The organism is Nocardia sp. NPDC056564, from assembly GCF_042793755.1.
In the GTDB taxonomy this organism is placed as follows: domain Bacteria; phylum Actinomycetota; class Actinomycetes; order Mycobacteriales; family Mycobacteriaceae; genus Nocardia.
On sequence record NZ_JBHTUR010000001.1, the window covers coordinates 640,631 to 653,465 of the forward strand.

The following is a 12,835-nucleotide window of genomic DNA, read 5'->3' on the forward strand; positions in this document are numbered from 1 at the left end:
GGCCACAACCCGGCAAGAACTGTCATGTGGAAGTTGGCAGAGTTTCGCTGCCGCAAGGTATCTGGAGGCGTGATCTCTACAGCATGGATCTGGCCCCGTCTCAGGTTTCGGAAGAAGTATCGTTTAACGGTCTCAGTGTCAAAGTGCCACCAAAAGTCCTGGTAGGCTATGGTTTTGCAATTTGACACTGCAACCGTTAGCGAAAATGAGATGGGTCCAAGGCCTGGTCATCCAGGCGCTCGCGGAGTTTGGATAAGGGTGCTCATCCGAACCGATTGAGAGGAAGTTGAATTGGACCCCTTCATGATTCTGGGTTGGGTCAACGCTGGATTTTCTTTGCTGAGCAGCGGATTGTCCTTTGCTCATCAAGCGCTGGCATTGATCCTTCCTTTCATCTGACACACGCCCTGAGAAGCGGTGCCTCCCGGGAGCATTCGCGACTGGGAGGTGCGGGTGACGCCATTGCGTCACATTCGCCTACTAATCCCCATTCCAACCTTCAGGACGAAGGGTCATTCGTTATGCCCAGATCAAGGAAACGCTCGAGTCTCCGCCGCGGCAGTGCCCATCACGGCAAGGGCCTACCGATTCGCCGGAACGCTCTGACTAACAACAGCATTCGCGGCAGTCGAGTGATCCTGGCAAGTGCGGTGCCGCTCGCGATGGTCCTCGCGGTCGCGGGTCCAGCTGGTGCGGTGACCGCGCCAGCAGTGATTGCCGATCAGCCGGGTGTGACCAGTCCGTCACAACCGGGGACAACCGCCCCACCGCCGCCTCCTCCGCCAGCTGTGGCGCCGGAACCGACGACGCCTGCACCCCCGGTGTACTACTCGCAGCCCGCAGAGGTGCGCAATGGGACCTCCGCCCGGCCGGCTCCGCCGGTCGACGAGCCGGTGGAACCCATCCGGATCGAAGAACTTCATCTCCCCGAACCGGTTGCGCCCGTGGCGCCAATCGAGGCTCCGGAGAACACGATTCGGATCGGGCAATGGCAGACCCCGCGCCAGGACTGGCTTCCCCCGGACTGCGCGGACACCATCAACGCCACTGCCGCCGACGCCGAGGCACAGCTCGCGACCGCGCTGGACTCGATCGGCATCGAGGCCGGACGTTCGGACCGTGTCGGCGGCGCGACGCTGGCCGGCGCGGGTATCGGCGGCGTGGCAGGCGCGGCGATCGCCGGTGTCCCGGTCGCCGCCGCGGGCGCGGTGGTCGGCGGACTGATCGGCGGCACGATCGGCGGTATCGCCGGAGCCGCCCTGGGCACCGTCATCCCCGTACCGGTCATCGGCACAGTCACTTCCGGAGTCGCCGGCACCGCCCTCGGTGCTGCGGCCGGTGCCGCGGCCGGAGCGGCAGTCGTCGGCATCCCGGCCGCCGCCGTCGGTGCGGTCGCCGGAGGCACGGTCGGCGCGGGTTTCGGAGCAGGGGTGGGAGTTGGGCAACCATGACCACCCGTGCGATGAAGAAGCGCAGTACGGCGTGGGCAGTGGCGGTGGTGGCAGTTATCGGAGCTTCCGCCGCGATGACCGCGGCGGCGAGTTCGGCGGTGCCGATCGGGCCGGGATGCCCTACCCTATACGTGCTGGGAGTCCAAGGGACCGGTCAATCCTCACCAGGTGCGGATCCTTTGGCCGACACCGGAATGCTCGGCTCGCTGCTGGCTCCGGTTCTGGCCGCTGTCCCGGATCTGGTGCAGCGCAGCTATATCGGCTATCCCGCAGGTTTCGGCGGTGCTGTCCCCGGCGGTGGGTCGTCACCGTATGCGGTGTCGGTCGCCGAGGCCCGCCGCCAGCTCGACGCGGCAGTGACCCAGATCGCCGAGACCTGCCCGGCAACGATGATCGCCGGAATCGGATACTCCCAAGGCGCCCAGGCGATATCGAGCTTCGCCGCCGACGTCGGCGCCGGCGCGGGGCCGATCGCGCCGGAGCGCATCGCGGGCATCGCGTTGTACTCGAGCCCTGATCGAGCCCCGGACGCCCCGACCTTTCCTGGCCGTCCCGGCCAGATCACACCGGACCCGGCGCCAGGCACCAGCGGTGGAGCGGTCTCGGGCGTGCAGATCACCAACCCGCCCGCCGGTGGCGCCGGAATCGCCGACGGCCACACCAACTACGGCGCGCTGACCGGTCGCGTCGCCGACATCTGCACCGACGGCGACCTGGCCTGCTCGGCACCGGACCGGGCGACGCTGCTGCGGGTCGGCGCGGAAGTCGCCGCCCAGGCCGATCTGCGCGACCCCGTCACGGCCCTGGGCTCGCTGCAAGCGGTGTTCTCCGCGGCACTCGGTGATGCCTGGACCACGGTCGTCCTCACCGATTTTCAGGTCGGTGGCGGCAATGTCGACTACGTCCCGCAGTTGTCGCTGGCAGACCGGTTGATCGAAGCCGCCGACCCCCGCCTGTCCGCACCGACTGAACGCGGTGCTGCCGAGGCACGGTGGACCGAGATCACCGCCACCATCGCGGCGAATCCGATCGCGTTGATCCTCAAACTCGCCGGTCAACTATCCACAGCCTGGGGACAACTCGTCGCCGACAACGCCGACCTGGTCAACCCCGCGGTCTGGCTGCGCTACGCCGACACAGTTGCCCGCCACACCGGCTACGCCGCCAGCGGCCAACTCAACTCGGGCATCGCCTGGATGATCGCCCTCGCCCACGACATCGCCGGGAGCCGATGATGAGCACACCGAACATGCGCGACGAGTTCTACAGCGGCAGAGTCGGATTCGAGCATCTGCCCGGAACGATCCTGCGTCGACGAGAAGTAGACCTGGCGGGACTCGAGGGCGCCGGTAGCGCCTGGCAGATCGTCTACGCCACCCGCACCGGCTTCGGCGCGCCGCTGCCGGCCTCCGGGATCGTCATCACCCCGTCGACCACGGAGATAGCCGGGGCCGGTCCAACGCTGTTGTATTGCCCGCGTTTTCATGGACTGGCTGGGCCGTGCGCGCCATCGCAGCTGCTGGTGCGTGGCGAGGAGCCCGAGGCCGGATTCATCACCGCCGGGCTACAGCGCGGATGGACCGTGGCGGTACCGGACGGTCCGGGCTTGGGCATGACCGATCTGGGCCCCTACCAGTTCCTGGCCGGTCACGCGGGCGCGCGAGCGGTGCTGGACCTGGCGCGCGCGGTCCGTGATATGCCGGAGCTGGAGGCGACCGAGAGCCCCTGTGCGGTGTGGGGATTCGGTGATGGCGGGCGTACGGCGATCTGGACCGGGGAGGCCCACGTCGACTATGCCGCAGAGCTGGATCTGCGCGGCGTGGCCGCCGGTGCCGTGGTCGCCGACCCCGGCGCGCTGATCTCCGAGATCGACGGTGGCCCGTGGGCGGGGCTCGCCCTGGCTGGCTTGATTGGGCTCGGGCGCGCCTACCGGCACCTGCCGGTCGACCACATCCTGCTCGAATCAGGGCGCGAGGTCATCAAGCGGGCCTCGAAGCTGGACGCGGCCGATATCCAGGCCGACTACCGCCATCAACCGCTGGGCCGATGGTGCGAACGACCCGATCCCTGGAACGACGCGATGTGGCGGTACGTATTGGCCAACGAGCAGAGCGCTCGCGTGGCACCACGAGTGCCAGTGCACCTCTACCACGGCATCGATGACGCCCTTGTCCCCGTCGCAATGGGCCGGAAACTCTACGCCGCCTACCGCAAACTCGGTGTCGACCTGAGCTGCCGCGAGTACCACAACAGCCACCTCGGGACCGCGGCCGACGGCGCCGGCGAAGCGATCTCCCGCCTGGCCAGCTACCTGCAACGACGGCCCGCACGAGCCGACGGAGTCACGACGCCCGCGTCCGCGGCACCTAAGACCACCTGAATCGCCTGCCCGCGCCCACTGCAACCCCCTCGGCGAGGGTGCGGGCAGGCCCCTCGCCAACCCCTCCAAGGAGGTGAAACGCCATGCACAGCACCGTGAACCTCACGACCGTCACGTCCACACGAGTGCGCGTGATCGCGACAGCGTTGATGGTGTTCGCTGTATCCGGTCTCGGGACGAGCGCGGTCACCGCAGCACCGGATACGAGCGTGCCGATCGGCCCGAAGTGCCCTGCCCTCTACGTGTTCGGGGTCCAGGGGGGTGATGAGTCGAGCCCGGATGCGCAACTCAGCAGCGACAGCGGCGCGCTGGGTCAAATGTTCGCACCCCTCGCGGCGAAGGCCGGGGACTCGGTACAACGCTCCTACATCCCCTTCGGCCGCGACGGCAACGGCACCGACCTGACCTACGACGACGCGGTCACCGCGGCAGCACAACGGCTCGACAACGCGGCCGCCGAACTCGTGCGCCGCTGTCCGGCCACCAAACTCGCCGCCGCCGGCTACGGCCAGGGCGCACCGGCAGTGTCGCGATTCGCCCAGCACGTCGGCACCGGTTCCGCCCCGATCGCCCCCGACCAGGTCGCGGGAATCGCGCTGCTGGCCAACCCCACTCGCTCCGCGAACACACCAGTACTGCCCGGCCGGCCCCACGCTACCGAGCCCGCCGCCCCACCCGGTAGTGCGGGGCAGCAGACGGCGACCGTCGCGCTGAACAACCCCGCACTGACCGGTGCCGGTATCACCGCCGCACCACCGTCGAGTTATGGGGCGCTGACCGGCCGGATCGCCGATCTGTGCGTGGCAGGCGACGCGACCTGCGACGCCCCCATCGGTGGGCCGCTGGCGACGACGGTGGCCAATATCGCGGCCCGCTCGGATCTGCGCGACCCGATCGCGGCGATTTCCACTGTCGCCGAGGCATTGTCGGCGACAGCGTTCACCACCGCGGTCGATGTGATCAACGAAGACCTCCACGGCACCAGTCTCGACCAGCTGTCCTACGAGCCCGGCAAACCGCTCGGTCAGCGCCTGGCCGAAGCATCCCAGCCCAACGCCACACCACCAGGCCCGCACGACGCGCTGGCGGCGCTGATGAAACTGGGCACCATCGGGCTCAACGCGGTGATCTCGGTCGCGCAGAAGGTGATCACCCCTCAAACCATCGCCGAACTCGCGGTCGTCGGCATGGCCAACCCGTGGGCCGCGGTCGCGGCCCTGGGCGCGAAAGTCGCCGACGCGGTCGTCGAGCTCGTGCCGCCCCAAACCGCGAGCCGCTGGATCAACGCCGCGTTCGAGGCGATCACCAGCACCGTCACCGACCAGCGAGAGCTCTACAGCGTGGCCAGTTCGGCCCAATACAGCTCCACCACCGGCCGCCACGGTTCCTACCAGAGCACACCGGCCACCCCGACCGGCAGCTCACCGCTGACCGCGACCGCCGAATGGTTCACCGCCCTGGCCCACGACCTCGCCCGGACCACACCAGCGCTCACCACCCCGCAACCCCAGACCAACACCACCACCGCGCCAGCGACGACCAGTGGTGGTCGTTAAACCCCTTCGGGCGCAACGGATCAGCCGACGACCCCACCTTCTTCCCGTCGCCTGATTCTCCCCGGCACCGCGCCCGGAGGGCCCCAATCTCACAATCGCGCCACTGTGTGAAGGAGGCGAACGCCATGCCCAGCACCCATACCCCAGACGACCCCCAGATCGAACACGGCTGGGGATGGTTGCAACCGACACAACCCGCAGCCGTACAACCGATCTCGCCCACCCTCGCCGATGGCGAAGACACCCCTACCGGGTCGGAATGGCAGTGGATCAACCCCGACGCCGAACCACCGGCACCGGAGCCCGAATCGCCGAACCGGGTGCGGCACTGGTGGATAGGGCTCGCGCTCACCGCCGTGCTGAGTACCGCCGGTGCCGGCATCTGGGTCGGCAGCCATGCCGGAGAACCGGGCACGGCCACCATTCAGCCTACAGCGACCGCCGCACCGCCGAGCTCCGCGGCGGCCGCACTCGGCAACGCGTGCACCGGGTTGTCCGGGACGACGGTCACCGACACCGCCGGCGACACCGCCAGCCTCACGGGAGTGATCGCGGCGTTCGAACACGCCTACTACGTCCTACGCGACGCCGCGGCCGCACTCGCCGTGGTGGCGCCTACGGCAGGACTGACCCTCGAGGGCCTCGCGGCGGGAATCACCTCGATCCCGCCCGGCACCACGCACTGCGTCGCGATCACCCCGATCGCCGACAGCACCGCCGCCGAGGTGCACCTGGCCGAACGCCACCCCGACGGCTCACGCATGGACTACCTGCAACTGATCAACGCCGGGGCCGGCGAGCACGGCACCGTGATCACCAACATCCAGAAGCGGGGCTGAACCGATGTACCCCGCGCCCCTGCAACTCCACCGGCACACCCCGGCACGAGGTCGGCTGGATCCGGCCACGATCGTCGGCCCCACACCCGAACGCAGGGCGCCGGTCCGCGAATCTGCGCTGCCCACCACCGCCGAACATCCACCGCTGTTCGCGGTACTCGGCGCGCACGGCGGCGCGGGTGCGTCGACCTTGGCCCGCTGGTGGGCTCCAGCGGCCGACACCGGCCCGGCCTGGCCCGGCTCACCCCGCACCACCCAACGCGTGCTCATCGCCGCCCGGCTCTGCATCCCCGGCCTCACCGCCGCCGCGGAACGCCTACGCGAATGGCACGCCGGATCCGCCCCGCCGGGAGTCACCGTGATCGGGCTGGTGCTGACCCCGGCCCGGCCCGGCGCGGTCCCCGCCGCGGTGCGCCGCTACCGCGGCGTCGTCGCGGAGCTGGCGCAGGAGGTCTACACCATCAGCTGGCACGACGAACTCGTCGTCCTCGACCTCGCCGAACTCGCCCGATACAGCCCATTCGATCCCGCCCCCGCGCGCCGCAAAACCCGGCTCACCGAAGCAGTGCCGCTCGACGTGCACCGAGCCGGCACACGCATCATCAGCCGCCTCGCAGCCAGTCGCGCTGCCACACAACAGGATTCGGAGGATCAACCATGAGTACCGCGCACACGATCAGTGAGGCGCTCACCCTGTTCGCAGACATCACGATCACACCGCGCAACCCGCCGGAAATGGACAAGTTCGTCAACCTCGTGAACTACCTGGCCTGGTTCGTGTCCCTCGCCGGGATCGCGGCGGTGATCTACGGCGGCGGCAAATTCGGCTGGGAACGCTTTCACGGCGGCGCTGTCGAATCACCCAAGATCATTTTGGGCGCACTCTTCGGCGGCATCGTCGCCACCAGCGCCGGGCCGATCATGAACGCCGTCGTGACCGGAGGCGGATAACCCCATGCGCGCCTCCCGGATCCATCCCCACCTCCGCACAGACATCTTCGGCGACCGGGTCAACGCGATTCCCCCGCCGCCCACTCGCCCCGAGGTTCCCGCATGATCCCTACCCTTGATGACCACGCTTTCGCGGTCACGGCGCACGACGGGCTCCGGCTTTCAGCCATACGCACAGGCGCGGCCTCGGCACCGGCGGCGGTGGTCTACGTCCACGGCATGCTCACCAACGCCGGCTACTGGCTGCCGTTGATCTCACACTTGCATCGCCACCTCGACGGCGGCATCGCCCAGATCCGCTACGACCAGCGCGGCCACGGCCACTCCGACCGCGTCGGCCCGCACACCCGGCTGAGCCTGCGGACGCTGGCCGAGGACCTCGACCGGGTCCTGGACCACGTACACGGGTCCCTCGTGCTGGTAGCCCATTCGGTGGCCTCACTCCTGATACACGAATGGGTCAGCCGTGACCCACGCCGGGCACGCGATCTGGCTGGGATCGTCCTGTTCAGTGGATGTGGCGAGTTCCCTTACGCGCCAGCGACATCGCATGAAGTAATACCTGAACCTCACCAGCGGCTCGGGCGCCACACGATGTGCGAACAGCTAGGCCGCTACCTCTATACGGCACCGCAGCGCGGCCGATGGAGCCGCAGACGTCCGCGAACACCTGCTCTGGCCGAGACCATTCAGCGACTGCACGAGCCGATCGAGACAACGATGGCGGATCTGGCCGCCTACCCGCGTGGCATTTTGAGCGCCGAGGCCATCAACGCTTTCCGCGGCATCCCGACCTGGGTGCAGACCGGGCAACTCGATCCCGTCGTCGCGCCGCGCTGGTCGCGCCAACTGGCCGAACAGATCTGGGCCGAGTACGACACCGTCCCCGGCGCCGGGCACTCGCTCCCGCACGTCCATCCCGACCGCGCCAGCCAACCGATCCTGGCAGCACTGGAAGTCGCCTACCGGAACCATCGGCTCACCGGCGGTGTCTCGTGACCGCCAAACAGCTTCCCCCTCAAGTGCTTTCGCCTCTGGTCGAGCTCCTGGGCTACCTCGCCTGGTTCGTCTTACTGATCTGTATCGCCCGGGCGATCTGGGCCGGCGGGCAACTAGCGATCCGGCTGTATCGCGAGGAATCGATCGAAGGACTGATCGGCTCGCTCGCCGGGGCAGCCCTGGTGGGAACCGCGAGCTCGCTCGCCATCCACGTCCTGCCGACCTGACCGAACACTGGAGAACTCACCCGTGAAATCTTCCCGCACAACCAGATTCGTCGCAGTGGCGATCCTGACCCTCACCGGTCCTGTCGCGGCAGCCGGTCTGCTGGCCTGCGGCAACACCGACCCCGCTGACTCCACGGACCCCGCGATCTCCACGACCGTTCTCACCGCCGCACCGACCGCGCTGCGATGGACGACCTTCCAAGGCGTCGAGTTGCCCGTCGGCAGCGAGGGCCCGCACCAGATCGACGGCGCGGTCGCCACAGCATTCGATCGGCGGCCCGCAGGTGCGGCCCTGGCCGCGATTCACGCCACGGTCCGGATGTCGATCGCCACCGACAACCAATGGCCCCTGGTCGGGCAACGCATGCTCGCCGCCGGCCCCGGCCGTGATGCCTGGGCTACCGCCCGCGCCCAGATCTCGATCACCGCACCCACCACGAGCGGGGCACCAAAAGTCTTGGGCTACAGCATCAGCCAGTACAGCCCTGATGCCGCCGACGTCGAGGTCTACAGCCTGTACCCCGACAACTCCGTCACCGCTAACCACACCCAGGTGATCTGGCACGGCGAGGACTGGCGCCTACAGCTACCCGCAAACCCCACCTCCAGCCCGGTCACCGCCCTGACCGCACCCCCGGCCGAGATGGTCGCGCTCGCACCGCGATAGGAGAGCACCGTCGATGAAATCGTTCCGCCTGCTGATCATCCTGCTCACCAGCATCACCGCCCTCGTCGTCGCGGCGTTCGCCTGGACCCTGACCCGCGCCGACGACACCGCGCACACGCCCGCAGATCCTGGCACCACCACGATGCCGACCGAGCGGACCTTCCCCGACCCGCCGCAGAGTCTGCCGGTAACCCGGCCACCGACGACCGATCTGTTCGGCACGCGCCTGGAAGTACCCGCAGAGGAATCCGGGGTCGCGCTCAAACAAGAACCGGGCACGCGCCCCGACCCAGCGCGCCCGGGCTACCTCAGCGCGGCACCGGCCCGTATGCAGTGGCAGCGCGGATGGGGCGGAGCGGCGTTGCCTGTCTCCGGCAGCGACGGACCGGCACGGATAGTCCACGGTGTCGCACAGGATTTCGCCCACACTCCGCAAGGCGCGGCGCTGGCCGCTCTCGACGCCCTCGGGCGGGCGCTGGCAGCGCCCGAGGGAACCTGGCAGCAGGTCGTAGCGCAGCGCTACTACGGTGGCGGACCCGCACTGGTGAACCGGTTCGCGCGCTCCCGCGAGAACACCCCCGCCGCGGCCCGATATGTCGTTGTTCCGGACGGCGTGCGTGTACGGCCCGGATACCGCGACGACCTGGCCGTCGTGGAGCTCGCCAACCGGACGACAGGCGGCTACCGGATCACGACCTGGCCCATGGCCTGGATCGACGGGGACTGGCGTGTGCGCGTACCCGAGGACATCGAAACCCTTTGGGGCCCAGGAATACCGACCCCGACGCTGGACGAGGGGTTCGGGCCGTGGAAAGGCCAGCCATGAACAACGTCGCGCGCACCGGCCCACCGATCCACACCCAGCTTCCCGGCATCTGCGACCTGCCCGGCGGACCACAGCAAGCCTGCGAATACCTCGGAAACGCCGCCTCCGACGTGGCGAATTCGGCCTTCGACGATCTGGTCAGCAAGCTCGGCAATGGTATGGCCTGGGCATTGCGGATGGTGATGACGTGGTGGACCACGACGCCTTCACCGCAACTGACGAACAGTGATGGGAGTCCAGGTCCCGTTTTGGCGGGGATCAGGGACTACACCAGTGGATTGCAGGTCCTTCTCCTGACCGGCGGGCTGCTGTTCGCGGCCGCGCGGTTGGCTCTGGCCAAGCGTGGCGGGACGGCTGGGGAAGCGCAGGAGTCGTTTCTGACGCTGGGCCGAGCGGTGTTCGCGGGCATGACCTTCGCCGTGGTGATCGCCGCGGGAACCCGTGCCGGAGAACAGTTCTCGACCTGGGTGATCCAAGACGCTACGCGTGGCGATCTCGACGGTGCGATCACCCATCTGGTGGATTTCGATCTGCGACACAACAGCAGCCTGGGATCAGGTCTGTTGCTGGTGCTGTTTCTGCTCGGGACCATCAGCATGCTGGTGCAACTGACGATGATGGTCATCCGCCAGGCGCTGCTGATTCTCGTGGTCGCGGTCCTGCCGATCGCGGCCGCCGCGTCGGGGACTGGTCCGGGCTCTCAAGGCTATAAACGGCTGCTGAGCTGGTCGCTGGCCTTCCTGTTGTGGAAACCGGTTGGCGCGCTGGTGTACGCGATGAGTTTCACCGTCGCCGGGCGCACCCAGGATCCGCAAATGATCCTGCTCGGCCTGATTCTGCTGGTGATGACCGTGGTCGTGCTCCCCGCTCTCATGCGCCTGGTCACCCCCGCGGTGGCCACCCTCGGAGGAGGCGGCGGCGGAGCCGGTGCGGCCCTGGCCGGCGGGCTCGCGGGGGTTGCGATGGCGAGTGTAGGCAGCGGCGGCGGCGCGGAAGGACGCAAAGTCGCCGAAGGCGAGCATTCCCCGGGAGCAGGCGGGGCCGGAGCAGCACCGCCGTCACCACCGCCACCGGGTGGCGACGGTGGAGGAGGCCGGTCGATGTCCGGTGGCTCCGGCGACAGTGGCGGCGCACCGCCCGGCGGCGGTGGACCAGGACTAGGTAGCGGCACCCCGTCCGGAGGTGGTGCGACACCGGCGAATCCGCCCGGCGGAGCCAAGCCCTCGGGTGTGGCGGCGACCGGTGGTGCTGGGGAGGCGGCCGCGACCGGGGCAACGGGGGCAGGGATGGTCGGCGCCGCGGTGAGCGCCGCTGGGCAGCAGACAGTCTCCGCGGCCGAGAGCCAGATCCGGGAGGCGACCGAGAGCGGTGGGCTGGACCCGGATTCGCTGGGCCCGGGGGAGGTGCGGCGATGACCCCACGGATGTACGGCCGCTGGGAACGCCCGCGCAGCGCAGGCTTTTTCGGGCTCACCTGGGGTGTATCGATGCTCGGACTCGGGCTGATCATCGCCGTCATGCTCGGGTTCATGATCACCCGATCGCTGAGTGCGGCCGCCGCGATGATCGTGATCGCCGCGCTGGTATTCACGCCGCTGGCCGTCGTGCGCAATGGGCGGACGGGATGGGAAATCGTGCTGCTCCGAGTGCAATTCGCCACCGCACGCGCCCGCGGCGAGCACATCTACCGTGCGGGACGGTTCTCCCGCATTCCTGGCGTCGCCAAACTGCCGGGGGTGATGGCGGATTCGCGCCTGTCGGAATACGAGACCGCGGGCGGGAAGCGGTTCGCCATGATCCATATCCGCCGCACCGACCACTACACCGTCGTGCTGCGTGTGGTGCCGCGCGGTAAGGAGCTGGTGGATCAGTCCCAAATCGACTCCTGGATAGAGGGATACGGGCAGTTCCTCGCCGCGCAAGGACGCGGCGGAGAAGTCGTGGCCGTGACCTCGGTCCTGGACAACGTCGTCGAAACCCGCCTGCGCCAGGCACGCGAGGTCACCCGGCTCATCCGGCCGAACGCCCCGCGCTTCGCGAAAGCGGTGATGCGCGAGGCCGCCGCCGACACCGGCGGGGTCGGCGTACGCATCGAAGCCCGGGTCGCGATCACCTACCGCGCGATCGGCAAGGGACGTATCCGCCGCGATGAGGCCGAGCAGGCCCGCGAAATCGGCCAGCGCCTGCAAGGGGTGCTGTCCCAGCTCGCGCGGGCCGGACTACCGGCGACTCCATTGCAAGCGTGGGAAGTCCTTGCGCTGGTGCGCACCCGATACGATCTGGCCTCCCAACGCGATTGCGAGGCCGCGGGCCCCGACATCACCAGCACCCAATCCTGGGCGAGCGCCGGGCCGATCGCTCACCACAACCGGTGGGATCACTACGTCCACGACGGCGCCCGCTCGATCACCTGGGAGATGGACGCCGCACCACGCGGGGCGGTGATGGAGACCGTGCTCGAGGAACTGCTGCGCCCGCGCGCCGACGTTCCCCGCAAACGTGTGGCCGTGGTCTACCGGTTGCACTCGGCCGCCGAAGCATCCACGCTGGTGGACTCCGATTTCCGCGACGCGGTTGCCGCCCAGCAGACCGAACGCGGCATCGCCTCGGCCTCGGCCGGTATCCGCGTCGGCAACACCAAAGCCGCCCGGGAAGAACAAGCCCGCGGTGCCGGCCTCACCCGATTCGGTGCGCTGGTCACCGTCACCGACCACCTCGACGGTGACCTGCCCGGCATCGAAGCCTCCATGAAATCAATGGCCTCCGCGGCACGTCTAGGGGTGCGCCGCTGCTACGGCAGCCAGGACAGCGCCTTCGCCGCCAGCCTCGGCATCGGGCTGATCCTGCCCGAACACACCAGCGTCTCCAAACGGGTGTCGGCATGAGAAAAGTCAAGCAGTCCACCAATTCCCGATCTGCTCGTACCGAGCTGGTTGCCGG

Annotated in this window: 13 protein-coding genes; all 13 read left to right on the plus strand. The window is 68.6% G+C overall.

Annotation, left to right across the window (positions count from 1 at the left end):
* Positions 1-944: 944 nt before the first annotated feature.
* The gene (locus tag ACFQ9K_RS02805; protein ID WP_378713516.1) at positions 945-1,451 is read left to right on the plus strand and encodes a hypothetical protein; all 507 of its coding nucleotides are present in this window, start codon (positions 945-947) and stop codon (positions 1,449-1,451) included.
* A gap of 179 nt (positions 1,452-1,630) precedes the next feature.
* Positions 1,631-2,686 (plus strand): cutinase family protein, encoded by a 1,056-nt coding sequence (locus ACFQ9K_RS02810; protein ID WP_378713517.1) that lies wholly within the window; start codon positions 1,631-1,633, stop codon positions 2,684-2,686.
* Entirely contained in the window at positions 2,686-3,831 is a 1,146-nt protein-coding gene (locus tag ACFQ9K_RS02815; protein WP_378713519.1) for a lipase family protein, read from the plus strand. Before ACFQ9K_RS02810 ends, ACFQ9K_RS02815 begins: the two co-directional genes overlap by 1 nt.
* 83 nt (positions 3,832-3,914) lie before the next feature.
* Positions 3,915-5,387 (plus strand): cutinase family protein, encoded by a 1,473-nt coding sequence (locus tag ACFQ9K_RS02820; RefSeq protein ID WP_378713521.1) that lies wholly within the window; start codon positions 3,915-3,917, stop codon positions 5,385-5,387.
* Positions 5,388-5,512: 125 nt separating this feature from the next.
* Positions 5,513-6,226 carry a hypothetical protein gene (locus tag ACFQ9K_RS02825; RefSeq protein ID WP_378713523.1) on the plus strand — a complete coding sequence of 238 codons (714 nt, stop codon included), beginning with the start codon at positions 5,513-5,515 and terminating at the stop codon, positions 6,224-6,226.
* Positions 6,227-6,230: 4 nt separating this feature from the next.
* Positions 6,231-6,887, plus strand: a complete 657-nt coding sequence (locus ACFQ9K_RS02830) for a hypothetical protein (protein WP_378713525.1) — start codon at positions 6,231-6,233, stop codon at positions 6,885-6,887.
* Positions 6,884-7,177 (plus strand): hypothetical protein, encoded by a 294-nt coding sequence (locus tag ACFQ9K_RS02835; protein ID WP_378713527.1) that lies wholly within the window; start codon positions 6,884-6,886, stop codon positions 7,175-7,177. Before ACFQ9K_RS02830 ends, ACFQ9K_RS02835 begins: the two co-directional genes overlap by 4 nt.
* 219 nt (positions 7,178-7,396) lie before the next feature.
* On the plus strand, positions 7,397-8,176 hold the full coding sequence (locus ACFQ9K_RS02840; protein WP_378713607.1) for an alpha/beta fold hydrolase: 780 nt from the start codon (positions 7,397-7,399) through the stop codon (positions 8,174-8,176).
* Complete coding sequence (locus ACFQ9K_RS02845; protein WP_378713529.1) at positions 8,173-8,403, plus strand: hypothetical protein; 231 nt, start codon at positions 8,173-8,175, stop codon at positions 8,401-8,403. The genes ACFQ9K_RS02840 and ACFQ9K_RS02845 overlap by 4 nt, the downstream gene beginning before the upstream one ends.
* Before the next feature lie 55 nt (positions 8,404-8,458).
* A complete protein-coding gene (locus ACFQ9K_RS02850) occupies positions 8,459-9,070 on the plus strand; it encodes a hypothetical protein (protein ID WP_378713530.1) in 612 nt (203 codons plus the stop codon).
* A gap of 13 nt (positions 9,071-9,083) precedes the next feature.
* Positions 9,084-9,896: a hypothetical protein gene (locus ACFQ9K_RS02855; protein WP_378713531.1), complete on the plus strand. Its 813-nt coding sequence runs from the start codon at positions 9,084-9,086 to the stop codon at positions 9,894-9,896.
* Positions 9,878-11,311 (plus strand): hypothetical protein, encoded by a 1,434-nt coding sequence (locus tag ACFQ9K_RS02860; protein WP_378713532.1) that lies wholly within the window; start codon positions 9,878-9,880, stop codon positions 11,309-11,311. The genes ACFQ9K_RS02855 and ACFQ9K_RS02860 overlap by 19 nt, the downstream gene beginning before the upstream one ends.
* On the plus strand, positions 11,308-12,780 hold the full coding sequence (locus tag ACFQ9K_RS02865; protein WP_378713533.1) for an SCO6880 family protein: 1,473 nt from the start codon (positions 11,308-11,310) through the stop codon (positions 12,778-12,780). The genes ACFQ9K_RS02860 and ACFQ9K_RS02865 overlap by 4 nt, the downstream gene beginning before the upstream one ends.
* The last annotated feature ends 55 nt before the right edge of the window (positions 12,781-12,835 follow it).

Coding starts and splice junctions, on each gene's coding strand:
- ACFQ9K_RS02855 (WP_378713531.1), top strand. CDS start 9,084: ATGAAATCGTTCCGCCTGCTGATCATCCTGCTCACCAGCATCACCGCC.
- ACFQ9K_RS02825 (WP_378713523.1), top strand. CDS start 5,513: ATGCCCAGCACCCATACCCCAGACGACCCCCAGATCGAACACGGCTGG.
- ACFQ9K_RS02865 (WP_378713533.1), top strand. CDS start 11,308: ATGACCCCACGGATGTACGGCCGCTGGGAACGCCCGCGCAGCGCAGGC.
- ACFQ9K_RS02830 (WP_378713525.1), top strand. CDS start 6,231: ATGTACCCCGCGCCCCTGCAACTCCACCGGCACACCCCGGCACGAGGT.
- ACFQ9K_RS02815 (WP_378713519.1), top strand. CDS start 2,686: ATGAGCACACCGAACATGCGCGACGAGTTCTACAGCGGCAGAGTCGGA.
- ACFQ9K_RS02835 (WP_378713527.1), top strand. CDS start 6,884: ATGAGTACCGCGCACACGATCAGTGAGGCGCTCACCCTGTTCGCAGAC.
- ACFQ9K_RS02840 (WP_378713607.1), top strand. CDS start 7,397: ATGCTCACCAACGCCGGCTACTGGCTGCCGTTGATCTCACACTTGCAT.
- ACFQ9K_RS02820 (WP_378713521.1), top strand. CDS start 3,915: ATGCACAGCACCGTGAACCTCACGACCGTCACGTCCACACGAGTGCGC.